The 24059-nt window shown below is 68.2% G+C and carries 26 protein-coding genes and 2 pseudogenes; 16 read left to right on the plus strand and 12 right to left on the minus strand.

Going from position 1 to position 24059, the window contains the following annotated elements:
* Nucleotides 1-32: 32 nt before the first annotated feature.
* From G4G29_RS09165 to G4G29_RS09185, 5 genes are all read right to left on the minus strand, one after another.
* Nucleotides 33-1274, minus strand: coding sequence for an MFS transporter (locus tag G4G29_RS09165; protein WP_183152574.1), 1242 nt, complete (start codon nucleotides 1272-1274; stop codon nucleotides 33-35).
* Nucleotides 1274-1822, minus strand: a complete 549-nt coding sequence (locus G4G29_RS09170) for a helix-turn-helix domain-containing protein (protein WP_183152575.1) — start codon at nucleotides 1820-1822, stop codon at nucleotides 1274-1276. The genes G4G29_RS09165 and G4G29_RS09170 overlap by 1 nt, the downstream gene beginning before the upstream one ends.
* Nucleotides 1823-1932: 110 nt before the next feature.
* Nucleotides 1933-3033 carry a DUF4349 domain-containing protein gene (locus G4G29_RS09175; RefSeq protein WP_183152576.1) on the minus strand — a complete coding sequence of 367 codons (1101 nt, stop codon included), beginning with the start codon at nucleotides 3031-3033 and terminating at the stop codon, nucleotides 1933-1935.
* Nucleotides 3030-3590 carry a sigma-70 family RNA polymerase sigma factor gene (locus G4G29_RS09180; protein ID WP_183152577.1) on the minus strand — a complete coding sequence of 187 codons (561 nt, stop codon included), beginning with the start codon at nucleotides 3588-3590 and terminating at the stop codon, nucleotides 3030-3032. The genes G4G29_RS09175 and G4G29_RS09180 overlap by 4 nt, the downstream gene beginning before the upstream one ends.
* Before the next feature lie 55 nt (nucleotides 3591-3645).
* Complete coding sequence (locus G4G29_RS09185) at nucleotides 3646-4305, minus strand: TIGR00645 family protein (RefSeq protein ID WP_244632557.1); 660 nt, start codon at nucleotides 4303-4305, stop codon at nucleotides 3646-3648.
* Nucleotides 4306-4503: 198 nt separating this feature from the next.
* Between G4G29_RS09185 and G4G29_RS09190 the strand changes: the two genes are divergently transcribed.
* Entirely contained in the window at nucleotides 4504-5508 is a 1005-nt protein-coding gene (locus G4G29_RS09190; protein WP_183152579.1) for a TerC/Alx family metal homeostasis membrane protein, read from the plus strand.
* Between the two features lie 23 nt (nucleotides 5509-5531).
* Here G4G29_RS09190 and G4G29_RS09195 read toward each other — a convergent pair.
* Both G4G29_RS09195 and G4G29_RS09200 read right to left on the minus strand, forming a co-directional pair.
* A pseudogene (locus G4G29_RS09195) lies at nucleotides 5532-6843 on the minus strand (LLM class flavin-dependent oxidoreductase).
* On the minus strand, nucleotides 6840-8135 hold the full coding sequence (locus tag G4G29_RS09200) for a PLP-dependent transferase (protein ID WP_183152580.1): 1296 nt from the start codon (nucleotides 8133-8135) through the stop codon (nucleotides 6840-6842). Before G4G29_RS09200 ends, G4G29_RS09195 begins: the two are co-directional and overlap by 4 nt.
* Before the next feature lie 190 nt (nucleotides 8136-8325).
* Here G4G29_RS09200 and leuC point away from each other — a divergent pair.
* From leuC to G4G29_RS09230, 6 genes and pseudogenes are all read left to right on the plus strand, one after another.
* A pseudogene (gene leuC, locus G4G29_RS09205) lies at nucleotides 8326-9771 on the plus strand (3-isopropylmalate dehydratase large subunit).
* A 3-nt stretch (nucleotides 9772-9774) separates the two neighbouring features.
* Nucleotides 9775-10371, plus strand: coding sequence for a 3-isopropylmalate dehydratase small subunit (leuD, locus tag G4G29_RS09210; protein ID WP_183152581.1), 597 nt, complete (start codon nucleotides 9775-9777; stop codon nucleotides 10369-10371).
* 66 nt (nucleotides 10372-10437) lie between these two features.
* A complete protein-coding gene (murA, locus tag G4G29_RS09215) occupies nucleotides 10438-11805 on the plus strand; it encodes a UDP-N-acetylglucosamine 1-carboxyvinyltransferase (protein ID WP_183152582.1) in 1368 nt (455 codons plus the stop codon).
* A complete protein-coding gene (locus G4G29_RS09220; RefSeq protein WP_183152583.1) occupies nucleotides 11802-12566 on the plus strand; it encodes a lysophospholipid acyltransferase family protein in 765 nt (254 codons plus the stop codon). Before murA ends, G4G29_RS09220 begins: the two co-directional genes overlap by 4 nt.
* Nucleotides 12556-13689 (plus strand): NAD(P)H-dependent glycerol-3-phosphate dehydrogenase, encoded by a 1134-nt coding sequence (locus tag G4G29_RS09225; RefSeq protein WP_244632558.1) that lies wholly within the window; start codon nucleotides 12556-12558, stop codon nucleotides 13687-13689. Before G4G29_RS09220 ends, G4G29_RS09225 begins: the two co-directional genes overlap by 11 nt.
* The gene (locus tag G4G29_RS09230; protein ID WP_183152585.1) at nucleotides 13595-14683 is read left to right on the plus strand and encodes a D-alanine--D-alanine ligase family protein; all 1089 of its coding nucleotides are present in this window, start codon (nucleotides 13595-13597) and stop codon (nucleotides 14681-14683) included. The genes G4G29_RS09225 and G4G29_RS09230 overlap by 95 nt, the downstream gene beginning before the upstream one ends.
* A 16-nt stretch (nucleotides 14684-14699) precedes the next feature.
* On the opposite strand, the gene G4G29_RS09235 is transcribed toward G4G29_RS09230, so the two are convergent.
* The gene (locus G4G29_RS09235) at nucleotides 14700-15185 is read right to left on the minus strand and encodes a DUF3515 family protein (protein WP_183152586.1); all 486 of its coding nucleotides are present in this window, start codon (nucleotides 15183-15185) and stop codon (nucleotides 14700-14702) included.
* Between the two features lie 23 nt (nucleotides 15186-15208).
* Here G4G29_RS09235 and G4G29_RS23955 point away from each other — a divergent pair, with 23 nt between their 5' ends.
* From G4G29_RS23955 to G4G29_RS23965, 3 genes are read left to right on the plus strand one after another with little or no spacing between them, the layout of a single operon-like run.
* On the plus strand, nucleotides 15209-15637 hold the full coding sequence (locus G4G29_RS23955) for an AIR synthase related protein (protein ID WP_345941173.1): 429 nt from the start codon (nucleotides 15209-15211) through the stop codon (nucleotides 15635-15637).
* On the plus strand, nucleotides 15622-15915 hold the full coding sequence (locus G4G29_RS23960; RefSeq protein ID WP_345941174.1) for a hypothetical protein: 294 nt from the start codon (nucleotides 15622-15624) through the stop codon (nucleotides 15913-15915). The genes G4G29_RS23955 and G4G29_RS23960 overlap by 16 nt, the downstream gene beginning before the upstream one ends.
* The gene (locus tag G4G29_RS23965) at nucleotides 15912-16202 is read left to right on the plus strand and encodes a hypothetical protein (RefSeq protein ID WP_309491651.1); all 291 of its coding nucleotides are present in this window, start codon (nucleotides 15912-15914) and stop codon (nucleotides 16200-16202) included. The genes G4G29_RS23960 and G4G29_RS23965 overlap by 4 nt, the downstream gene beginning before the upstream one ends.
* On the opposite strand, the gene rsmD is transcribed toward G4G29_RS23965, so the two are convergent.
* Entirely contained in the window at nucleotides 16172-16792 is a 621-nt protein-coding gene (gene rsmD, locus G4G29_RS09245) for a 16S rRNA (guanine(966)-N(2))-methyltransferase RsmD (protein ID WP_183152587.1), read from the minus strand. The genes G4G29_RS23965 and rsmD overlap by 31 nt on opposite strands.
* Nucleotides 16793-16853: 61 nt before the next feature.
* On the opposite strand from rsmD, the gene G4G29_RS09250 reads away from it, so the two are divergent.
* The 6 genes from G4G29_RS09250 (at nucleotide 16854) to mutM (ending at nucleotide 21947) form a co-directional block, all read left to right on the plus strand.
* Nucleotides 16854-19028: an ATP-dependent DNA helicase RecG gene (locus G4G29_RS09250; RefSeq protein WP_183152588.1), complete on the plus strand. Its 2175-nt coding sequence runs from the start codon at nucleotides 16854-16856 to the stop codon at nucleotides 19026-19028.
* 30 nt (nucleotides 19029-19058) lie between these two features.
* Complete coding sequence (coaD, locus tag G4G29_RS09255; protein ID WP_183152589.1) at nucleotides 19059-19556, plus strand: pantetheine-phosphate adenylyltransferase; 498 nt, start codon at nucleotides 19059-19061, stop codon at nucleotides 19554-19556.
* A 71-nt stretch (nucleotides 19557-19627) separates the two neighbouring features.
* The gene (locus G4G29_RS09260) at nucleotides 19628-20176 is read left to right on the plus strand and encodes a DUF177 domain-containing protein (RefSeq protein WP_183152794.1); all 549 of its coding nucleotides are present in this window, start codon (nucleotides 19628-19630) and stop codon (nucleotides 20174-20176) included.
* A gap of 2 nt (nucleotides 20177-20178) precedes the next feature.
* A complete protein-coding gene (gene rpmF / locus G4G29_RS09265) occupies nucleotides 20179-20388 on the plus strand; it encodes a 50S ribosomal protein L32 (RefSeq protein ID WP_017830754.1) in 210 nt (69 codons plus the stop codon).
* A gap of 10 nt (nucleotides 20389-20398) precedes the next feature.
* Nucleotides 20399-21091, plus strand: a complete 693-nt coding sequence (gene rnc / locus G4G29_RS09270) for a ribonuclease III (protein ID WP_183152590.1) — start codon at nucleotides 20399-20401, stop codon at nucleotides 21089-21091.
* Nucleotides 21084-21947 (plus strand): bifunctional DNA-formamidopyrimidine glycosylase/DNA-(apurinic or apyrimidinic site) lyase, encoded by an 864-nt coding sequence (gene mutM / locus G4G29_RS09275; RefSeq protein WP_183152591.1) that lies wholly within the window; start codon nucleotides 21084-21086, stop codon nucleotides 21945-21947. The genes rnc and mutM overlap by 8 nt, the downstream gene beginning before the upstream one ends.
* Nucleotides 21948-22013: 66 nt before the next feature.
* Here mutM and G4G29_RS09280 read toward each other — a convergent pair whose 3' ends face one another.
* The 3 genes from G4G29_RS09280 to G4G29_RS09285 are packed head-to-tail and all read right to left on the minus strand — an operon-like array spanning nucleotide 22014 to nucleotide 24027.
* Nucleotides 22014-23099: an FtsX-like permease family protein gene (locus tag G4G29_RS09280; protein WP_244632559.1), complete on the minus strand. Its 1086-nt coding sequence runs from the start codon at nucleotides 23097-23099 to the stop codon at nucleotides 22014-22016.
* Between the two features lie 26 nt (nucleotides 23100-23125).
* A complete protein-coding gene (locus G4G29_RS21830; protein ID WP_244632560.1) occupies nucleotides 23126-23335 on the minus strand; it encodes a hypothetical protein in 210 nt (69 codons plus the stop codon).
* Complete coding sequence (locus tag G4G29_RS09285) at nucleotides 23332-24027, minus strand: ABC transporter ATP-binding protein (protein ID WP_183152592.1); 696 nt, start codon at nucleotides 24025-24027, stop codon at nucleotides 23332-23334. The genes G4G29_RS21830 and G4G29_RS09285 overlap by 4 nt, the downstream gene beginning before the upstream one ends.
* Between the last annotated feature and the right edge of the window lie 32 nt (nucleotides 24028-24059).

Consider the following 24059-nt stretch of genomic DNA (forward strand, 5'->3'; position numbering starts at 1 on the left):
TCCCCGGAGGCTTTCTCTGTTTCCGGTACCGGTCAGCTCCCGGACCGCAGCGACATGCTCCGGAAGGTCGTGTTGCGCAACGGCAGGATCATGAGCGCCATCATCGCCCCGCCGAACAGGGCGAACGGCACCCAGAGCGCAGTGACCGACGCGAGCGCGCCGAAGCCGGCCATGGCCAGCGGCATCAGACAGTCGTCGCCGAGGCGGGTGAGTGAACCCATCCGTCCCAGGTAGGCGGTGTCGACGGTGGCGGAGAACGTCGCGCTCAGCAGCACGGATGCGTAGCCTGCGGTCGCCCCGATCGCGAATGCCGCCGCAGCGACCGTCCACGCGGGTCCGAAACCCGACGCCACGATGCCTGCGCCCTGAACGACCAGCGCCCAGAAGCCGGCGCGCGCCTCATGCAGGGGCCGCCACCTCGCGACCGAGACGGCACCGATCGCTGCGCCGAGTCCGAGCAGCGCTTCGAACAGACCGACCGCTTGCGCGCCCCACCCCTCGGCGTGCGCCCTCAGCGCGAGTCCGATCCCGACAGCGGGCCCGACGGCGAGGTTCAGGCCCGACAGTGCGATCACGAGTGTCCGGGTCGTCGGATTGGCGGCGAGGTGCGCGAATCCCCGACCGATGCCCCGCAGCGCGGACTCCTTCTCGGCGCGCGCGAGCCGGAATCTCGGGCGGAGCCAGATGGCGATGAAGGCGACGACGACGGTGAAGGTGAGCGCGTTCGCCGAGGCGCTTCCTGCCAGGCCCGCGTGGGCGACGATGACCCCGCCGATCGCTGCGCCGCACATCGTGCCGAGGCGGGAGGCGGTCTGGGCTGCGGCACCGTACGAGGCGAGATCCGCCGCCCGCACGAGCTGCCTGGCGATCGTCCCGGCCGAGGGCTCGTAGAACGCGTCGCACACCCCGAAGGCGACCGCTGCGCACAGCAGCAGTGCGACGGTGGGTGGCGCCGCGAGCACCCACGCCGTGACCGCGATCAGCACGCCGACGCGGAGCACGTTGAAGACCATCATGACCCGGCGGGCATCAGCGCGATCCGCGAGCACACCCCCGAAGAGCAGGATCACTGCACGCGGCACGGTCCCTGCGGCGACGATGAGGCCAGCGACGGCAGGGGAGGCGACCTGGATCGCGGTCCAGGTGAGCGCGATCGTCCAGATGGAGTCTCCGGCGTCCGAGAGCGCCTTGACGCCGATCCACGCATGCACCATCCGGTCGCGGGCGAACGGCGGCGGCGCGATCATCTCGACCGGGGCGTCGACCGAGGACATCACGGCTCCGTCGGGAAGGCGTGCGCGAAGACGAAGACGGGTGTCCGTGGCGTGCCGTCTCTGAGGTCGATGTCCTCCTGCCATTCGCGGATCGTGCCGAGGATCCGCGCCGACAGGTCTCGCAGCTCGTCCGGAGACGCCCAGGCTGTGGTCTCGGTGTTGGATCCGTCGTACTGCGCGTAGGCCGGATCGTTGCGGCGACGGTGCCAGCGTTGCAGTCGATCGATCTGCATCCGGATTCCCTGGCGCTGTGCCTCTCTCGCGAGCAGGGCGTCGGCAGGAGCATCGGCGTAGTCGTCGGTCGACCACGTGAGACCGCGGCGGGCGATGGTCCACCAGCTCGTGCGCTTGTCTCCCGACGGGTCGACGGCACGATCCACCAGACCGGCTCGCTCCAGCATCCGCAGATGATGGCTGATGCTGCCGACCTGGCTCTCGAGCGCACGCGCGATCGCCGTCACCTGGGATGTGTCGTAGAGCAGGAGGTAGTCATAGATGCGGCGGCGCAGCGGATGGTGCACGGCCGTGATCACAGAGATTTCTTCCACGGGAGACGACGCTATTCCCGGTGTCTCAAACTCACAAGGGTTCTTGTATACCCCGGAAATTCAACGAGAACGTGGGCGTATCGTCGCCTGCGACTCGTGCACCGGGCGGATCAGCCCTGGTCTGCGCTGGTGTCCTCAGCGGAGGCGCGTGCATTCCCGGCGTTCCGACGCGCGCGACGGAACAGCCACACGATCAGCACGACCACGGCGGCGATCGCAAGCCACGGGAGGATGAAGCCGAGGGCGATCACGAGCGCGTTCAACGACGCCACGAGACCGTTCCAGCCGGCGAGCAGACCGTCGGTGAAGCCTGCGGGGTCAGCGGTGGTCGCGGTGGCTTCGCGCGTCAACTGCACCTGCAACGACGACATGGCGACCTGATCCTGCAGCGACTCGAGCTGTTGTTCATAGGACTCGAGTTGCGCTTGCCGATCAGTCAGCGCGACCTCCGCTTCGATCAGCTCCGACACGCTTCCCGACTGCGCCATCAGCTCCGTCAAGCGCTCGACGGACGCCCGAGTAGAGTCGACGCGTGCCTGCAGGTCGATCGAGATCGCTGTCACATCTTGCTTCGACGTCGATGAGGACAGGACATCGCCCGTGTCGCGGAGCGCGGCGACCACCTCCGGAAGATCGGCGGACGGCACGCGGATGCTGATCCAGCCGTACGAGGAATCGGCCGGAGCCGGATTCGAGGTGCCGTCCACGGCGACCGACTTCCCGATCTCGGTGCTCTCGACATAGCCGCCGTGCTCTTCGGCGAGTGCGCCGATCGCGGAGGCGGCGTCGGGGATGCTCTTGACCTGCACAGTCGCCTGCGCCGTCGCGATGATCTCTCGATCGGCGTCGACGCTGCCGGCGATCGCCGAGTCCGACACGCTCCCGGGGAGGACCTCGGGAGCGGACTCGGCCGTCCCGCCGGACGACGAATCCATGCTGACGCCGCCCGGCATGCTCATCCCGTCGGCCGTGACGGATCCGCCGCCGCCGACAGCGCCGAGGATCGGGGGAGTCACGAGCACACCGATCACGAAGGCTGCAGCGATGCCCCCAGCGGTCAACCATCGCCGACGACGGGTGCGTGCACGCAGCGCTTCCGGTCGGATTCGGGGGCGCTCGGCGGCGATCTCCGCGAAGACCGCTGATTCGATGCGGGCGATCTTCTCCTCCGAGAGCTCCGGCAGGCTGTCGTCATCGATCTGGTCGTTCATGCGTCTCTCACTTCGTTCACGGCGCCGCGCAGCTGCGTGCGCACTCGGGAGAGACGGTTGCGAACGACGGCATGCGTGACTCCGAGCCGATCCGCCGCGGCCTGGTACGCGTACCCCTCGGTGGCGCAGAGGCGGAAGATCTCGCGATCCAGGTCGCTCAGAGTGCCCACCTCGGCGGCGATCCGTGCGGCGAGCGCGGACGTGATCACCTGCTCCTCCACGCTGATCGTGTCGGGGAGCGCCGTCTCGTCCACCGCCTCGGCGGTGTGTGCGTGATCACGGCGTCGCTGTCGAAGCCGATTCGCGGCCTGGAAGCGGCAGATCGTCGCCAGCCAGGGCAGGATCGACTCTCCGCGGAGCTCGAGGGCGGGGAGCTTGCGCCAGGCGACGACGAACGTCTCCTGCGTCACATCTTCCGCGTCCGGCGCCGACCCGAGTATTCCCTGTGCGATCCAGTACACGGGCCGCACGTGCGCGCGGTACAGCTCGCGAAAGGCGCTCTCGTCGCCGACCGCAGCCTGGGCGGCCCATCTCTGATCACTCGTCTGCGCGGGCATCCTGAATCCGTTCGGTGTCTCTCAAACGGGAAGTGTCGCTCGATGCCCCATCGTCTCAGATTCCGTGCGTCGGGCTCTGCGCGGCCTCGTGCGCCGCCTTCGCCGTGCTCTGCGACATCTTGTCGATCCAGGCGAGGGCGAGAGCGGACAGGATGAAGACGCAGTGGATGACGACCTGCCAGAGGACGCCGATCGGCGTGTACTTCTCCCCGTCCGTGCTGATGCCGCCCTCGCCCATTCCGCCGACCTCGATGAAGGTCTTGAGCAGGTGGATCGAGGAGATGCCGATGATCGCCATCGCGAGCTTGACCTTGAGCACATTGGCGTTCACGTGGGAGAGCCACTCCGGCTGATCCGGATGCCCTTCGGTGTCGATGCGCGACACGAAGGTCTCGTAGCCGCCGATGATCACCATGATCAGCAGGTTCGCGATCATGACGACGTCGATCAGTCCCAGCACGGTCAGCATGATCGTGGCTTCGTCGATGTGCGTGATATCGCCGAACACGTCTTCGGCGATCAGGTGCCACAACTCCACCATGAACACGACGACGTAGACCACCTGGGCGACGATGAGGCCGAGGTAGAGCGGGGCCTGCAGCCAACGGCTGACGAAGATGAGGGAGCCGATGGAACGGGCCCAGGGATTGCGGGGGGCTGCCTCGAGCGGTGCGATGCCGTGCTCGGGGTCGTGGAGGGAGGGGGTCGAAGTCACGCCGACCATTTCACCACGGCGCTACTGCTCGGTGCCACGGCTCCGGTAGCATTGCCCGGGCGAGAGGGAGTATCCCGGATACGCGCGTAACGTCATCACGAGCACCGTCATCGTTGCTCCGGGCGCGCGACGCACACCAGTGCGGGGGAGAGACTTTCGACTCATTCCCGACCCCTCCGCGAAAGGTGCAGTGCGCCCTTGGAAATCCCCGTCTGGTTCGAGATCACCTCGATGGTCGTCCTCACGATCATCCTGATCGCCGACCTGCTCCTGATCCGGCTTCGCCCGCACATCCCCTCGACGAAAGAATCCACGCTCTGGGTCGTGTTCTACGTGGGGCTCGCGCTGCTGTTCGCGGTGCTGCTGGGGAATGTCGGGGGGTGGCAGAACGCGGGCGACTTCATCACGGGGTGGGCGCTCGAATACAGTCTCTCGATCGACAACCTGTTCGTCTTCGTGCTGATCATGGCCCAGTTCGCGGTGCCGCGGCGCCTGCAGCAGCAGGTCCTCATGGTCGGCATCATCATCGCGCTCATCCTGCGCGGCCTCTTCATCCTCGCGGGCGTCGCGATCGTCGAGAACTTCTCGCCGATCTTCTACATCTTCGGGGCGTTCCTCATCTACACGGCCATCCGTCAGGCGATGCCGGACGGCGACCACGAGGGGGAGGTGCAGCGCGAGAACTTCATCGTGCGCCTGCTGCGTCGCCGGGTCGACATCAGCGAGACGTACGACGGATCCAAGATCCGCACCACGGTCGACGGCAAGCGCATGTGGACGCCCATGGTCATCGTCTTCATCACGATCGGCGTGACCGACCTGATCTTCGCGATCGACTCGATCCCCGCGATCTTCGAGATCACCACGAACGGCTTCCTGGTCTTCTCGGCCAACATCTTCGCCCTCATGGGTCTGCGGCAGCTGTACTTCCTCCTCGGAGACCTGCTCGACCGTCTGCGTTACCTGCACTACGGCATCGCCGTCATCCTCGGTTTCATCGGCATCAAGCTGATCCTGCACGCCCTGCACGTGAACGAGCTGCCGTTCATCAACGGCGGCCACCACGTCGAATGGGTGCCCGACATCAGCAACATGGTCTCGCTCGGCGTGATCCTGGCGTCGATGACGATCGCCACGGTCGCGAGCCTGATCGCGTCGTCGCGTGAGAAGCGGGCGAAGAAGAACGCCGTCGTCAGCGAATAGTCGCGCGGGGACCTGCGGGCGGGTCAGAACGCGCGCAGGTTCGCCTGCAGACCACCGTCTGCGTAGTGCCGCCGCAGGATCCCGCGGCGGCGCAGGATCGGCACGAGTTCGTCGAGGGTGCGGTGCAGGGTGACCGGGTGGAAGTCGCCCCACAGCAGCACTCCGTCGTTGCCCCATTCGCCCAGCTCTTCGATCAGATCGGCGAACTCGTCCGCGGTGCCGACGAACCCGGTGCGGTCGGAGATCCGGCCGGCACGTGCCAGCGCGGTGAGGTGGGCACGCAGCGGAGCCTGGTCGTCGCGGTCGCCGACCAGGCGTTGGATGCTCCCTCGCGAGACGTGCGCTCCGAAGATCGAGAGGTCGAGGGGCTTGTCCAGGTCGAGCAGGGTCAGATCGGTCTCGAGGTCGCTGGACTGCTTCCGGGCGATCTGCACGAGTGCTGTGTCATCGGGATGCGCCGACGCGGCGACGATGCGGTCGGCTTCCTCACTCGACGAGGTGATGACGGGCTGGATCGCGAAGAGGATCTTGACGTCTTCCGGGCGGCGCCCCTTCGCGATCGCCGCGTCGTGCACCTTGGCGCGGTAGTCGCGCACGGACCTCTCGTGCAACGGGGCGAGTGCGAGCTGGACGTCGGAGTTCGCGCCCGCGAAGCCCAGTCCGCGACCCGAACCCCCAGGGAGACGATCGCCGGGTCGCCGTCCGTGAACGGCACCGCGTTCAGCGGGCCGTCGAAGGAGAAGTACTCGCCGCGGTGCTCGACGGCCCGCAACCGGGTGCCGTCGGCGAACACGTCGGTCTCCCGATCGGCGATGAGGGCTCCGTCGTCCCAGCTGCGCCAGAGCGCGCGGATGCCGGCGAGCCATTCCTCCGCACGGTCGTATGCCTCGTCGTGCCCGAGCTGAGGTGCGTCGGAGAAGTGGCGGGCGCTCCCCGTGTCCGTCACGACGTTCAGCCCGAGGCGATGTCCGCTGAGTGCTGAAGCGCCGCGAACTGACGAGCGGCCGTGTAGGGGAGGTACGCGGCCGGGTTCACCGTCGGAACGACGCCCAGGTGCTGCGTCGCCTGGAACAGGTACGGGGCGAGCAGGAGCGGATCGTGCTTCGGTCCGCCGAACGCATGTCGCACGCGCAGGTCGATCGTGGACGGCGACCCCAGCGACGGCGCGTCCTCGATGATCACGAGATCGAAACCGGCCTGCTCGAGTGTGCGCGCAGCGTCCTGGTACACGTCGGGGCGGGTCCAGTCGTAGTCCCAGTCGAGGGACGGATAGCCCCAGCCCTGCGGTCCGAAGCCGCGCGCGAGGAACCATCCGAAGTGCTGGGGCCGGCTCATGCCACCGTCTCCCGCACGGCCTGGAGCACCTGGGCGAGGTCGGAGATGAGGTCGTCGACGTCTTCGATGCCGATCGACAGTCGCAGCGTCCCCGGGCGCACGCCGAGCACCGCGCGCTCCTCCTCCGTGCGCTGGGCATGACTGGTCGTCCCCGGATGCAGCACCAGGGAGCGCACGTCCCCGATGTGGGTCATGTGGGTGAACACCCGGACGTTCTCGACCAGGTGCCGTGCGGCAGGCAGACCGCCGCGGAGGGTGAAGGTGAAGATGGAGCCGTAGCCGCCGTCGAGGTATCGCGTACCGGTCCGGTGGTCGGGGTGCGAGGGCAGGCCGACGTAGTCGACGCTCTCGACGGCCGCGTGCTCTTCCAGCCACCGGGCGATCCGGAGGGCGTTCCGGGACTGCCGCTCGACACGCAGTCCGAGGGTCTCGACCCCCTGGCCGATCAGGAAGGCGTTGAGCGGCGAAGGAGAGGCGCCGAATCGCGGGGCCACCGATTCGCGGGCGTACCCGATCCGTGCACGCCCTCCGTGGCGCGCGAACACGCTCGGGGTATCGCCCCGGCCCGGCAGTACGAGGTGGGGCGCGTTGTGGCCGGCGTGGTCGGCATCGAAGCGTCCGTCGTCGACGATCACTCCGCCGAGCACGGACCCGTGTCCGGCGAGGAACTTCGACGCGGAGTGGACGACGATCGCTGCGCCGTGTTCGAGCGGACGCAGCAGCGCCGGTGTGGCGAGGGTGTTGTCGACGATCAGCGGGATGGCGTACTCGTCGGCGATGTCGCTGATGGCCCGAACGTCGAGCACATCGTTGCGTGCGTTGGCGAGGGACTCGGCGAACAGTGCCCTGGTATTCGGGCGGATCGCCGCACGCCAAGCCTCCGGGTCTGCGATGTCGTCGACGAAACTGGTCTCGATGTCGAGACGGGCGAGGTTGTCGAGGAAGAGTCCGCGCGTGCCTTCGTAGATGTGCGTGGACGACACGATGTGATCGCCGGCGCCCGCGACCGTGAGCAGGGCGGTGGCGACCGCGGCCTGTCCGCTCGCGACCAGCACGGCGTCGGCGCCCGACTCGAGAGAGGCGAGCTGGCGTTCCACGGCGCGGACGGTGGGGTTCCCCGTGCGGGTGTAGCCGAACCCGGTTCCGGTGCTGAAGTGATCGGCGGCGTGATCGAAGTCGTCGAACTCGAAGCCCGCCGTCAGGTAGATCGGCGTCGCACGAGATGACGCCGTCTCGCGACTGCGCGCCGCGTGGACCGCACGGGTGGCGAAGCGGGCGGTGTCGACGGTCATGCGGTGCCTCTCGGTCGTTCGGTGCTCAACAGAGTGTCATGTCGGGTCGGAGCACGTCCGCGCGGTGGTAATCTGACGTCATGCGGACCGTGCTCCTTCTTCTTAGCGGCCGCGGCGAGACCTCGATCTAGAGCCCCTCCTCGTCGCGGAGTCCATCGTGGGCCGAACCGCCAGCCACAGGAGACACGCAATGACCACCCCCGCACATGGTGCCGATTCCGCACGCCGCAGGACGCTCGCCGAGAAGGTCTGGGACGACCACCTCGTCGTCAAGGGCGAGAACGGCGAACCCGACCTCATCTACATCGACCTGCACCTCGTGCACGAGGTCACCAGCCCGCAGGCCTTCGACGGTCTGCGCAGCGAGGGCGGCCGCTGCGCCGCCTCGATCTGACGATCGCGACGGAAGACCACAACACCCCGACGTGGGAGATCGACAAGCCGATCGCGGACCTGACCAGCCGCACGCAGATCGAGACCCTCCGCCGCAACGCCGCCGAGTTCGGGGTGCGCCTGCACTCGCTGGGCGACGCGGAGCAGGGCATCGTGCACGTCGTCGGACCCCAGCTCGGACTGACCATGCCCGGCATCACGGTCGTGTGCGGCGATTCGCACACCTCCACCCACGGTGCGTTCGGTGCGATGGCGTTCGGCATCGGCACGAGCGAGGTCGAGCACGTCATGGCCACCCAGACGCTGCCGCTCAAGCCCTTCAAGACGATGGCGATCAACGTCGAGGGCACGCTGCGGCCCGGCGTCACGGCGAAGGACATCATCCTCGCCGTGATCGCGAAGATCGGCACCGGAGGCGGCCAGGGCTACGTGCTCGAGTACCGCGGCAGTGCCATCCGCGCGCTCTCGATGGAGGGCCGCATGACGATCTGCAACATGTCGATCGAGGCGGGAGCCCGTGCCGGCATGGTCGCGCCCGACGAGACGACGTTCGCGTACCTCGAGGGCCGTCCGCACGCGCCGAGGGGTCAGGACTGGGACGATGCGGTCGCCTACTGGCGCACGCTGCCGACCGACGACGGCGCCACGTTCGACGCCGAGGTCTTCATCGACGCCGACGAGCTGGAGCCGTTCGTCACCTGGGGCACGAACCCCGGTCAGGGCACCTCGCTGTCGTCCGCGGTGCCGAACCCGGCCGAGATCGCCGACCCGAACGAGCGCGCCGCCGCCGAGCGTGCACTGGAGTACATGGACCTCACGCCGGGCACGCCTCTCAAGGAGGTGCCGGTCGATGCCGTGTTCATGGGCTCGTGCACGAACAGCCGCATCGAGGACCTCCGTGCGTTCGCGTCGATCATCCAGGGCAAGAAGAAGGCCGATGGCGTTCGCGTCATGGTCGTCCCGGGCTCGGCGAGGGTTCGGCTGGAGGCCGAGGCGGAGGGGTTGGACCAGGTCATCAAGGACTTCGGTGCGGAGTGGCGGTTCGCCGGCTGCTCGATGTGTCTGGGGATGAACCCCGACCAGCTCGCCCCGGGGGGAGCGCTGCGCCTCGACGTCGAACCGCAACTTCGAGGGCCGTCAGGGCAAGGGCGGTCGCACGCACCTCGTCTCGCCGCTCGTCGCCGCGGCGACCGCGATCCGTGGCACGCTGTCCAGCCCGAGCGACCTGACGGAAGGGTTCTGAATCATGGAGAAGTTCACCACGCACACCGGTATCGCCGCACCGCTGAAGCGCTCGAACGTCGACACCGACCAGATCATCCCCGCTGTCTTCCTGAAGCGCGTCACCAAGACAGGTTTCGAGGATGCGCTGTTCCACGGTTGGCGGCAGGACCCCGAGTTCGTCCTCAATCAGGCACCTTTCCAGGGTGCCTCCGTGCTTCTCGCCGGGCCTGATTTCGGCACGGGATCGAGCCGTGAACACGCCGTCTGGGCGCTCCGGGACTTCGGCTTCAAGGTCGTTCTCAGCCCTCGCTTCGCGGACATCTTCCGAGGCAACTCCGGCAAGCAGGGTCTGCTCGCCGCGACGATCTCGGAAGAGGATCTCGAGCGGTTCTGGGCCGAGATCGACAAGAGTCCCGGCGTTCAGATGACGGTCGACCTCGAGGCGCGCAGCGCGTCGATCGGCGACATCCAGGCCGAGATCGGGATCGACGATTACACTAGATGGCGGCTCCTCGAAGGGCTCGATGACATCGGGCTCACGCTGCGCAACGAAGACAAGATCGCGCAGTTCGAGGCCCGTCGCGAGTCGTGGCGGCCCCGAACCCTTCCCGTCCAGTAGACGGTGGGGGCGGGGGAGCCCAGGGGCAACCCGCCCCCGAAATCCGTGAACGAAGTGAGGCTCCGAATGACGACACCTGTGCGCGACGCTCTCCCGGACGGAGTCCCTGCACTCACCGGAGACGTCCTCGCCATTCGAGGCGGGCGTCCGCTTCGCGGTCGCGTCGACGTCAAGGGTGCGAAGAACCTGGCGACCAAGGCCATGGTCGCCTCGCTCCTGGGCGAGACCGTGAGCACCCTGCGCGATGTGCCGGCGATCAGCGATGTCGCCGTCGTGCGCTCGTTGCTCGAGGTGCACGGAGTGCGCGTCAGCGAGGGCGATGAGCCCGGTTCGCTCGTGTTCGACCCGAGCGATGTCGAGTCCGCGCATTTCGAGGAGATCGACGCGCATGCCGGGGCCTCCCGCATCCCGATCCTCTTCTGCGGACCGCTGCTGCATCGCCTCGGCCAGGCGTTCATCCCCGACCTCGGTGGATGCCGCATCGGCGACCGCCCCATCGACTTCCACCTCGACGCGCTGCGCAAGTTCGGGGCCATCGTCGAGAAGCTCCCGAGCGGCATCCGTCTCTCGACGGGAGGCAACCGTCTGCACGGTGCGAACATCCACCTGCCGTACCCGAGCGTCGGTGCGACCGAGCAGGTGCTGCTCACGGCTGTCCGCGCCGAGGGCGTCACGGAGCTGCGCAACGCCGCCATCGAGCCGGAGATCATGGACCTGATCGCCGTGCTGCAGAAGATGGGCGCCATCATCTCGTACGAGCCCAACCGGGTCATCGTGATCGAGGGTGTCGAGAAGCTGCGCGGCTACGACCACCGCTCGATCTTCGACCGCAACGAGGCAGCGTCCTGGGCATCCGCCGCACTCGCGACGGATGGCGAGATCTTCGTCGGCGGCGCCAAGCAGCAGGAGATGCTGACGTTCCTCAACGTCTTCCGCAAGGCCGGCGGCTGGTTCGACATCCAGGAAGACGGCATCCTGTTCCGTCGCGACGGTGAGATCAAGCCCGTCGTGATCGAGACCGACGTGCATCCGGGGTTCATGACCGACTGGCAGCAGCCGCTCGTCGTCGCCCTGACGCAGGCGCACGGCCGCTCCGTCGTGCACGAGACCGTGTACGAGAACCGGATGGGCTTCACGGAGGCTCTCGTCAAGATGGGCGCCGACATCGTCGTTCACCCTCGGGGACTGCAGGATGGCCCCCGGCGCGTTCCGCGTCGTGACCTCGAGCAGGCCGCGGTGATCACCGGCCCGACACCGCTGCACGGCGCCGACATCGTGGTGCCCGACCTCCGTGGCGGATACAGCCACATCATCGCGGCGCTGACCGCCACCGGCGAGTCGAAGGTGTCGGGCGTCGACATCCTCAGCCGCGGCTACGAGAAGTTCCTCGCCAAGCTCGACGCGCTCGGCGCCGACTTCGACGTCATCCGGTGACCCGGGTGGCGAGGCGGTCTGCGGAGACGACGCGGCCGAGCGTGTTCTGGCCGCTCGCGGCTCTGGTGATCCCGCCGGTCGCGTTGATCGCGAAGATCCGGGTGCGCGGCGCGGAGAAGCTCCCTCAGGAGGGTGCTTTCATCCTCGCGCCGAACCACTACTCGGAGTTCGATCCTCTCGTCGTGGCGGTGGCGGTCTGGCGGATCGGCCGTGCCCCCCGATTCATGGCAAAGGAGAGCCTGTTCAAGGTTCCCGTCCTCGGATGGTTCCTTCACCGCACCGGCATGATCCCGGTGGCCCGCACCTCGTCGGCCGCCTCCGCACGCCAGACGATGGTGCAGTCGCAGGAGCTTGTGGAGCACGGACGCGGCGTGATCGTGTACCCCGAGGGCACGCTCACGCGTGATCCTGACCTGTGGCCGATGCGCGGCAAGTCCGGAGCGGTCCGCCTGGCCCTGGCCGACGGCATCCCGCTGATCCCGATGGCGCAGTGGGGCACGCAGGCCATCATGGGTCGCTACCAGAAGGGACTCAGCCTGTGGCCGCTGCGCAAACCCGTCCAGGTGCTCGTGGGCGACCCCGTGGACGTCTCGGACCTGCGCGGGCGCGCCGGAGAGCCCGCGGCGCTCACTGAGGCGACCAGTCGTCTCATGAACGCGATCACCGCGCTTCTCGAGGAACTGCGTGACGAGAAGGCTCCCGCCGAACGGTGGAACCCCGCGAGCCATGGCCAGAAGGAGACCGGACGCCTTGACTCCTAAGAGAACCGTTCCCGCCGGACCGCGGGTCACGGTCATCGGCGCGGGGAGCTGGGGGACGACCTTCGGCAAGATCCTCGCCGACGGCGGCGCGCAGGTGACGATGTGGGCTCGTCGTGCCGAACTGGCGCAGGAGATCAATGAGGCCAAGCGCAACTCGCGCTACCTGCCGGGGATCAACCTGCCGCGGACCATGGCCGCAACCCATGAGCTCGCCACCTCGCTCGACGGCGTCGACCAGGTGTACCTCTCCGTGCCGAGCCAATCGCTGCGCGAGAATCTGAAGGCGTTGCGACCGCTGCTCGCCGACAGCGACGCGAAGATCATCAGCCTCATGAAGGGCGTCGAGCGCGGCACCGGATTGCGCATGAGTCAGGTGATCCAGCAGGAACTGCGGTGTGACCCCGATCGCATCGCTGTGGCATCCGGGCCGAACCTCGCGCTGGAGATCGCTCGCGAGCAGCCGACCGCCGCCGTGATCTCCTCGCGCAGCCAGGAGACCGCCGAGATCGTCGCGAGAGCGGCCCGCAACGGCTACTTCCGCACGTTCGTGAACACCGACGTGATCGGCACCGAGTTCGGCGGCGTGCTCAAGAACCTGATCGCCGTCGCGATCGGCATCGTCGACGGCGTCGGTTACGGAGAGAACACGAAAGCGTCGATCATCACGCGCGGACTCGTCGAGATGACGGACTTCGCCGTGGCGAACGGCGCACACCCTGAGACCCTGCAGGGTCTCGCCGGCCTCGGCGACCTGATCGCGACCTGCCAGTCGCCCCTGAGCCGCAACAACACGGCCGGACGCCTGCTGGGCCAGGGATACAGCTTCCAGGATGTCGTGAAGCAGATGCAGCAGACTGCGGAGGGCCTGGCGTCCGTCGCACCGATCCTGCAGCTCGCGCGCGAGGCCGAGGTCGACATGCCCATCGTCGAGCAGGTCAAGATGGTGCTCGACGGCAAGATGGATCCGCGCGACATCGCACCCCACCTGACGACGGACGACGACACCCCGCAGGGTGAGAGGACCAACCATGGACAAGCAGACGGTGGTGGTGCTCTTCGGCGGGCGCTCCAGCGAGCATTCGATCAGTTCCGCAACGGCGGGGGGCGTGCTGGGAGCGATTGATCGCGACCGCTACGCCGTGATCCCCGTGGGGATCACCCGTGAGGGCGCTTTCGTCCTGGAAGACGACGATCCTGCGAAGTTCCCGCTCGACGCCGCCCACCTGCCCGAGGTCGTCGACAACGGCACGCGCGTGCGGTGGCCGGAGCCGGGCGGCGACCGTACCCTCCGTGTCGTGCACCCCGATGGAAGGACCGAGGGTCTCGGCACGGTCGACGTCGTGCTGCCTCTGCTGCACGGCCTGCACGGTGAGGACGGAGCGATCCAGGGCTTCTTCGAGGTGATCGACATGCCGTACGCGGGCTGCGGCATCCTCGACTCGGCGGTCTCGCTCGACAAGCACTTCACGAAGGTCGCCCTCACTGCGGCGGGCATCTCGGTGTCTCCGGGGATCATGGTGCGTCGCGCGGAGTGGCACGCCGACTCCGAGGCCATCCGCGCGCGCGTGGAGAACCTCGGCCCCGTGGTGTTCGTGAAGCCGGCGAGTGCGGGTTCGAGCGTCGGCGTCTCTCGGGTCGACCACGGCGAGGGGCTGGATGCGGCGTTCGAGATCGCCTTCGCGGAGGACGAGAAGGTCTTGGTCGAGTCCCGCGTCGAGGGCCGCGAGATCGAGGTCGGAGTTCTCGCCGGACGCGATGGCGAGCGCGCGCGGGCCTCTCTGCCAGGCGAGGTCGTACTGACAACGCGTGATTTCTACGACTTCGAGGGCAAGTACCTGGGTGGTGACGGCGTCGAAATCGTCTGCCCGGCCGATGTCGACGATGAGCTCATCGGCGCGCTGCGCGACACGGCTGTCCGCGTGTTCGAAGCCGTCGACGGAAAGGGGCTCGCGCGGGTCGATTTCTTCGTCACCCCTGCGGGCGACCTCGTCGTCAACGAGCTGAACACGATGCCCGGCTTCACCCCCATTTCGATGTTCCCTAAGTGCTGGGTCGCCTCCGGTCTGAGCTACGGCGATCTCATCACCGAGCTCATCGAAACCGGTCTCAGCCGCTGATCGGGGTCCCCGCGGGTCAGCTCGCGGGGAACTCCACGCGGTCCGTGCACTTCGCCGTCGCGGGCGCGAGGCCGGACTGGATGCTGGTGGAGAGCGAGTCCACGATCGACTGGAAGTCGATCTGCTCGCCGCGTCGGATGTTCACCTCGACCGCGGGGTCGCGGCCGTAGGTGACGAGCCGCTGACGTTCCTTCTCCTGTTCGAGCACGAGCCAGTCGACGCCGCCCAGGGTGGTGCACACGAGGGCGGACGGAGCCGGCGGCTCGACTCCGCAGCGCAGCGCGATGGTGGTGGGCTCACCCCACGCGCCGGTGGCCTGGGCATCCGTCCACACGCGGTCAAAGCCCGCCACGTTGTCCGGGAGCAAGACGGAGACGGAGGCGCAGGCGGGGTTGTCCGCATCGTCGGCGGGCTCGAGGTGCACGGTCGTCGAGCATCCGGCGAGGGCTGCGGAGAGGATCACCGCGCCTGCGAGGGCAGCGAGGCGACGGGAACGAGGCATGCTTCCAGGCTACCTTTGACAGCATGCTCTCCCGACCCGACGACGATGATCCGCGCCTGGGCGATGTATCCGAGGGGCGGATCCTCCAGGCGATCCTGAGTCGCACCTCGCGGGCGGCGCACGCCCTCATCGGTCCCGGAGACGATGCGGCCGTGCTCGCGACGCCGTCGGGGTCGGTGGTGGCGACGACGGACACGCTGGTGCACGGCCCGGACTTCCGGCTCGCGTGGTCCACCGGCTACGACCTCGGATGGAAGGCCGCAGCCGTGAACCTCGCAGACGTCGCTGCCATGGGCGCGCGTCCGACGGCGCTGCTGGTGGCACTCGCCGTGCCGCGCGATCTCCGACTCTCCTTCGTGGAGCGGCTCGCCGACGGCTTCCGGGAGGCCTGTGACGCTCTGGCGCCTGGGTGCGGGTCATCGGCGGTGATCTCACCGTGTCCGATGTGCTGACGATCGCGGTCACGGCGCTCGGCGACCTCGAGGGGCGTGCTCCGGTCACCCGGTCGGGTGCGCGTCCGGGCGATGTCGTGGCGGTCGCGGGTGAGCTCGGTCTCGCGGCGCACGGGCTCGCGGTCCTGTTCGGGCGGTTCCGCGACGGTGACGTTCCGGTCCCCGTCGATGTCACGACATTGGCACCGGGGAGAGTGCGGCGCTGTCCGCACAGCTGCGGCCCTCTCCTCCGATCGGTCTCGGCGCGGTGGCTGCGATGGCCGGAGCGACCGCGATGATGGATATCTCTGACGGGCTCGCGCTCGATGCGCGGCGGATGGCGGCGGCATCCGAAGTCACGATCGCCCTCGACGGAGCGGTTCTGGGGGCCACGCCCGATCGTGCCCTGGCCGGCGGCGAGGATCATGCTCTGCTCGCGACGTTCGCTGAGGACGCGCTGCCGCCGGGGTTCCGCATGATCGGACGCGTGCGGCCTCGGGAGGAACACGACCTGCTCTGCGACGGCCGGCCGGTGGACGTCAGCGGCTGGGATCCCTACCGGGACTGGGACGCGGTCGGCGGCTGATCCTCGGCGGGTCGATCCGTTCGGCCGTCTTCGGCGGGCTCGGCCCACCATAGGGCGGTGTCGCCGTAGGTCTTCTCCCGGAACTGCTCCAGTCCCGCCGAGGCGAAGTCGGGGACTGTCGACCGTCGAGCTCGTTCGACGACGACGACGCCGTCCGCGGAGAGAAGCGGGGCGAGCGCGACGAGATCCGCGGTCATCGCCGCGTCGTCGAGATCGTAGGGCGGGTCGGTGAAGACGAGGTCGAACGGCCCCGATGCTCTCAGCAGGAAGGCGTGGACCGCGGTCTCGTGCACGCGCCCGGCCGGCAGGGCTCCGGCCTTCGCGACGACCGCGGCATTGCGTCGGACGACGGCTGCGGCCTGGCGCCCTCGCTCGACCAAGTCGACGCTCTTCGCCCCGCGGCTCAGGGCCTCGAGCCCGAGTGCCCCCGACCCGGCGTACAGGTCGAGCACTCTGGCTCCGGCGATCGCGCTCAGCGACTCGAGTGCGCCGAAGAGCGATTCGCGCACGCGGTCGCTCGTCGGTCGGGTGCCGGCACCGGGGACCTCGAGTCGTGCGCCCCGTGCGGCTCCTGCGATGATCCTCGTCACCCGTTCACGATACGACAGGACGGATGTCCGAGGTGTCGGTCCCTGTCCCTAGACTCGGAACATGTCGCTCACGCTCGATTCCTCGTTGGAGGACGCGCTCGGTGCGGCGTCCGCGAAGACGCTCGGGCGGGCATTCGGCATGCAGAGCGTCGGCGATCTGCTCTCCCATTACCCTCGCCGTTACGCCGATCCGGGCGAGCTCACGCCGATCAGGGATCTGCCGTTGGGTGAGACGGTGACCATCGTCGCCGAGGTGCTGTCGTCGAGCTTCCGTCGGATGCGCAACCGACCGGGTGCGATGGTCGACGTCGTGATCGGCGACGGCATCGGGCGCATGTCCCTGACCTTCTTCGCAAAGAACGTCGGCGCGGCGGAGTGGCGCTCGAAAGATCTGACGGTGGGCCGTCGCGGGGTGTTCTCCGGCAAGGTCGGCGAGTTCAACGGCGTCACGCAGTTCGCTCATCCGGAGTACGAGCTCTTCGACGACGAAGACGCGGCGCGGCGCAGTGCGGATGCGCGTGCGGCGGTGCCGATCCCGATCTACCCGGCCACGTCGACCATCCAGACCTGGCAGATCGCTCGGCTCATCGGACGAGTGCTCGACGACCTCGTCGAGGTTCCCGATCCATTGACGGGCGAGATCAGAGAACGGGACGAGCTGCTCACGGCGGGAGCGGCGCTCGAGTTGATCCACCGACCTCGCACCCGCAACGACATCGACCCTGCAGTGCGGACGTTGCGTATGCACGAGGCACTCACGCTGCAGACGGCTCTGCTCCAACAGCGTGATGCGGTTCGCGCGCTCTCCGCGACCTCGCGCCCTGCCGGGGCCGGTGGGCTCCTCGAGCGTTTCGACGCGGCGATGCCGTACACGCTCACGCCCGACCAGGAGACGGTGGGCGGCCAGATCGCCGAGGACCTCATCGGCGCGTGGCCGATGAACCGCCTGGTCCAGGGAGAAGTCGGGTCGGGCAAGACGCTCGTCGCGCTGCGCGCGATGCTGCAGGTCGCCGAGAGCGGCGGTCAGTCGGCGTTGATCGCTCCCACCGAGGTGCTGGCGGGGCAGCATCTGCGTTCGATCGCGAAGATGCTCGGCCCCGAGTTGGCGCCCCTGCTCATGCCGACGTTGCTCACGGGGCAGATGCCTGCTGCCGAGCGGCGCAAGGCTGCGCTGCGGGTCGCATCCGGTCAGGCGCTCATCGTCGTCGGCACCCACGCGCTGCTGGGGGAGAAGACGACGTTCGCAGACCTCGGCCTGGTCGTCGTCGACGAGCAGCATCGGTTCGGTGTCGAGCAACGTGAGGCGCTGCGGGCGAAGGGCTCCAGTCCGCATGCGCTGGTGCTCACGGCGACGCCGATCCCACGGACGGTGGCGATGACCGTGTTCGGCGATCTCGACACCTCGGTCATCCGTACGATGCCGGCCGGCCGCGCGGGGATCGAGTCCTTCGTCGCACCTCTTGCGGAACACCCGGGATGGTTCAACCGTGTCTGGGAGCGTGCGGCCGAAGAGATCGCGAAGGGGCGGCAGGTCTTCGCGGTGTGCGCCGCCATCGACACGACGAAGAAGACGGCGGAGGCGGGGGAGCAGGCCGCGCTCGCGCCCGAGGGGGGGCAATGGCCCCCGCTGGGGGTGGTGCAGCTCGACGAGGCATTGGCGACGCATCCCACTCTGGGAGGTGTCCGCCGCGCGGTGCTGCATGGGCGCATGCCGTCAGAGGAGAAGGACGCCGTCATGCAGGCTTTCGCGCGCGGCGACATCGACCTCCTTCTGGCGACGACGGTGATCGAAGTCGGCGTCGATGTCCCGAACGCCTCCACGATGATCGTGCTGGATGCGGATCGCTTCGGGGTCTCGCAGCTGCATCAGCTCCGCGGCAGAGTGGGGCGTGGCGGTGTCCCCGGTCTCTGCCTGCTCGTCACGGAGGCGGAGTCGGGTTCGCTCGCCCGCGACCGTGTCGACGCCGTCGCCGCGACACTCGACGGATTCGCCCTCGCCGAGGTCGACCTCGAACTGCGGGGAGAGGGCGATGTCCTGGGCGCTGCGCAAGCGGGCGTCCGCTCATCGTTGAAGCTCCTCCGGGTCGTGAAAGACGCGGGACTCATCACGCGGGCCCGCGAGATCGCCGAGACGATCCTGGCGCGCGACCCCGCGCTCGACGAGCACGCGGGCCTGCGTGAGGCCATCGCCCGCAGGGTGAGCGACGACGATCGGGCAGCTCTGGCGAAGAACTGACCCGTTCCTCGTGTGCCCTAGGCTGGTCGCATGAGCAGCAGGATCGCCGTCGTCCCGGGTTCCTTCGATCCGCCCACCCTGGGTCACCTCGATGTGATCCGCCGTGCGGCGGCCCTGTACGACGAGCTGCACGTGCTGGTCGTGCACAACCCGGGCAAAGAGGCCATGCTGCCGATCGCGCAGCGGTTGTCGCTCCTGGAGCGGTCGATCGCCGACGACGGCATGGCAGGGGAGATCGTGATCGGTTCCTGGAGCATGGGTCTGCTGGTCGACTACGCGCGCGATGTGGGTGCTGGCGTGCTCGTGAAAGGCATCCGGTCGCAGATCGATGTCGCCTACGAATCCCCGATGGCGATCGTCAACCGGCACCTCGCCGGCATCGAGACGGTGTTCCTCCTGCCCGATCCTTCGCACGCCATGGTCTCGAGCTCGCTCGTTCGCCAGGTCGCGTCCCTCGGCGGTGATGTGACGCCCTTCGTCCCGCCTGCCGTCGCGGACTTCCTCGACACCGGTGGTCGCGGTATCTGAGCCGGTTCCCTGAGTGTGCGGTCAGAGCGACCGTGGGTGCCGGCCGGTAGCATGGAACGGTGCGCTCTCGAATGAACGGTCCTTTCGTGCTCCCCGTCCGTGACATCGTCCGCCGACCGGGGGAGATGCGCGAACACGAGTTCTCCGTCGCCCTCAAAGAATCCTGGGGCGAGGGCATCGTCACGTTCGAAGCCGGTTCCGACATGGACCTGGATGTCCGTCTGGAGTCCGTCCACGAAGGCATCCTGGTGTCGGGAACAGCCGATGCGGAGTACGTCGGCGTGTGCGGCAGATGCCTGATCGACATCGCTCGGCCCGTCGAAGTCGAGTTCCAGGAGCTTTTCGCGTATCCTGGTGAGGAAGAAACTGACTTCGAGGTTCAAGACGACCACGTGGATCTTGAAACTCTGGTCAGGGATGCGGCTGTACTGGCCCTTCCTTTTCAGCCGGTGTGTCAGCCGGATTGCCCGGGTCTCGACCCGAAAACGGGTGAACGGCTGACCGTGAGCACCGGAACGGAGCAAGCCGCTCCCATCGATCCTCGGTGGAGTGCGCTCCAGAACATCACAGACCAAGACGGCACGGAAGAATCTCGTGCCGCCGAGAAAGAAGAGAGCTAGTCATGGCTGGTAACCCCCCGAAGCGCAAGGTTTCCCGTTCGAACACCCGCTCGCGCCGCGCGCAGTGGAAGGCGGCTCCGGTCGCCCTCGTGAAGACCATCGAGAACGGTCAGGTCGTCTACAGCCGCCCTCACCAGGCGAAGGTCGTCACCGACTCCCAGGGCACCGAGCTCTTCCTCGAGTACAAGGGCCGCAAGGTCGCCGACGTCTGAGTCGCGTACTGTGACGGAGGTCCCCGGGGGGACGAGACCTCTCCCAGAGAAGCTCCGCGTCGACATCGACGCGGAGCTTCTGGAGTTGGCTCTGACTCACCGGTCCTACGCGTACGAGCACGGCGGCATCCCGCACAACGAGCGCCTCGAGTTCCTCGGCGACTCCGTGCTCGGACAGGCCGTCACCGTGATGCTCTTCACGACGCATCCCGACCTCGACGAGGGGGAACTGGCGAAACGGCGCGCGAGTGTCGTGTCGACGGTCGCCCTCGCCGAGGTGGCCAGGGGTATCGATCTCGGCAGCCACCTGCTGCTCGGACGCGGTGAGGAGCAGACCGGCGGCCGTGACAAGGATTCGATCCTCGCCGACACGATGGAAGCCGTGATCGGCGCCACGTACCTCTCCGCCGGACCCGACGCGGCGACCGACCTCGTACTGCGATTGACGAAGCCCCTGCTCGCGGACCCGGAGCGCTACGGCGCGGCGATGGATCCGAAGACGAGCTTGCAGGAACTCGCTGCGCGAGTCGGCTCCACACCGCCCGAGTATTCCGTGGAGGCGAGCGGTCCCGACCACGACCGCCGGTTCACGGCGACCGTGGTGGTCGGAGATGTGCGCATGACGGGCACGGGCAGCAGCAAGAAGACCGCGGAGATGGCGGCGGCACTCAGCGCCTGGCGCACTCTCAGCGACCGTGCCTGAGCTCCCCGAGGTCGAGGTCGTCCGGGCCGGTCTGGCGCCGGCTGTCGTCGGATCGACGATCACGGCGGTCAGCGTGTTCGACGAGCGCGCGCTCACACGCCACGCCGCGGGGGCGGCGGACTTCGTCTCCCGGCTGGAAGGCCGTTCCTTCGCGGCGGCATCCCGTCGCGGGAAGTTCCTCTGGCTTCCGCTCGACGACGCGGAGTCGGCCCTGATCGCGCACCTCGGGATGAGCGGCCAGATGCTTCTGCGGGCCCCGGGCGCGGAGGCGGAGCGGCACGAGCGCGTGCGTATCGGGATCGAACATCCCAGCCACGGCGAACTCGCCGTCGTCTTCGCAGACCAGCGGACGTTCGGCTCTCTCGCGGTCGACGCCCTGGTCGAGGACGGGGACTCCCTCGTGCCGAGCCAGGTGCGTCATATCGCGCGGGATCCGTTGGACGACGCCTTCGACGATCGTGCCTTCCTGGCCTCTCTGTCGCGCCGCCGGAGTGCGATCAAGAGGGTGCTCCTCGACCAGGGCCTCGTGAGCGGGATCGGGAACATCTACGCCGACGAGTCGCTGTGGGCGGCGCGCATCCATCCGGAGACCTCCGCCGACAAGCTCTCGACCGTCTCTGCGAGCAGAGTGCTCGCAGAGGTCCGACTCGTTCTCACCAAGGCGCTGGCGGAGGGCGGCACCAGCTTCGACGCCCAGTATGTCAACGTCAACGGGCAGGCCGGCTACTTCGCGCACTCCCTGAACGCCTACGGTCGTGGCGGACAGCCGTGCCCGCGCTGCGGAACGCCGATCACGCGTGTCGCCTTCATGAACCGGTCGTCGCACTTCTGCCCGAGGTGCCAGCGGCGGCGCTGACCGTCGCACACCCTGCCACGCAGACCTGGCTCGCGACGGCGGACGAGTCCGCGGCCCTCCTGTGGGTCATGCCGTCCGGAACGCCCCATGCAGCAGCGGTCGCGTCGCCCAGGTGCTCGCCCACACCACGCCGACGCCGATCGCGACGATCAGGGCGATCGTGATCAGCGACGCGGGCGCCGTGATCAGCGCGAGTCCGACCAAGGGGAAGACCAGCACCGCGGCGACGAGCGCCGAACCGATCGCCGTGACCAGCAGAGGCGACATGATGGCGCGTCGACGGGCGTGGTCGACGGTTTCCAGCGGCATGCCCAGATGATGGAGGCTGCGGTGCAGTTCGCGCTGGTCGAGCACATCGGACGCCTGGTTGACCCCGACAGAGGCCGCCACCATGAGGAACGAGCCGATGAGGGTGATGATGAGGCCGGTGCGGATGTCTTGCGCGAGCGCGAAATCGGTCGACGATGCCTCAGGCCCCGTCATCACGTTCATCAGTGCGACGCCCGTCCCCGCGAACACGGCCATGAAGCTCGCCATGGCGATGCCGCCGACCTGACGCCAAGCCGCCTTGGGAGAGTCGAGGCCGATGCGGGCGGCGAGCAGGCGGTCCGGGCGCTCGGCACGCCGGAGCTGCCGTGACGCCGAGACCTTCAGCACCCACGGGCCGACCAGGTTGAGGACGGCCAGCACCGCACCGAACAGTGCGGCGACCACGACGATGGTGGTCACGAGGCCGCCGATCGAGGGGAACACCTTGATCAGGACGAAGGCGATGGCGACCGCTCCTGCGGCGAAGACCGCTCTGAGCCAATGCACCTTCGTGACGTCCGTGCGGGTGCGGACCCCCAGCGGAGAGATCACGACGCGACGCAGACCGACGACGGCACTCGTGGCGGACACCATGAGGACGCCGACGAACACCAGAGCGATCTGCAGCGGAGGCAGGAGGACGGCGGTGAATCCGAGGGGCTCGCCGCGGAACGGGATCAGGCCGATGAGGGGACTCATCGCGATGTGGGCGATCACCCCGACGAGTGCTCCGGCGGCGGCGACGAAGACGGACTCCGTCACGGTGGCGACGGTCACACCCGCGGGCGAGACGCCGAGCAGGCGGAGCGTCGAGAGGCGTTCGTCCCGACGTCGGGCAGACAACCGGGCTGCCGCTCCGCCGAGCGACATCAACGGGACCACCAGGAGGACGAGCGCGATGGCCGCGAGGGCCTGGTAGAGGGGGCATACTCGTCCGTCCAGCCCCAGAAGGACTGCGCTCCGCCGATGACGGTGAGCACCAGAGCCGTCACCACGCCGAATGCGACGACGGGCAGGGCGAGCACGCTGTTCTGACCGGGTGCCGGCCGGAGGAGCAGGGCCAGGACGTTGCGGTTCACGCGCTCACCGCCGCGGAGACGATGCGGCCGTCGCGCACCGCGATCGTGCGGGTGCAGCGACCAGCCACCTCAGGATCGTGGGTGACCACGACCAGCGTGCGTCCTTGACCAGTGGTCGACCACAGGAGGGCATCCATCACCTCGGCGGACGTCTGCGAATCGAGGGCGCCCGTGGGCTCGTCGGCGAAGACGAGCTCAGCTCCCGTAGCCTGTGCGCGTGCGATCGCGACGCGCTGTGCCTGGCCGCCGGACAGTTCCCCCATGCGACGGTCCTCCATGCCGCTGAGGCCGAGCGACGCCAGCCAGGATGCCGCGTGACCCATCGCGTCACGACGCGGGACCCCGTTGATCATCGAGGCGAGGGCGACATTCTCCACCGCGGTCAGCTCCGGGATGAGCAGACCCTGCTGGAAGACGAACCCGAATCGCTCTCGACGAAGCCGGGACCGCGCGGACTCGCCGAGCGCGGTGACCTCGATGGGTGCGCCTACGCCCGGACGGAACACGACGCTCCCCGCATCGGGCGAGGTGATTCCCGCGAGCACGTGCAGCAGTGTCGTCTTGCCGGATCCGGATGCGCCCATGATCGCCATCGAGTCCCCGCGGTGGATCGCGAGATCGACACCGGCGAGCGCACGGGTCGAGCCGAAGTTCTTGGTGAGGGCGTGGGCTTCGATCACGGGAATGTTCATGTTCCCAGCCTCGTCATCCCGCCTCGCCATGT

Origin of the sequence: Microbacterium sp. Se63.02b, from assembly GCF_014171575.1 — a bacterium.
Taxonomy (GTDB): domain Bacteria; phylum Actinomycetota; class Actinomycetes; order Actinomycetales; family Microbacteriaceae; genus Microbacterium.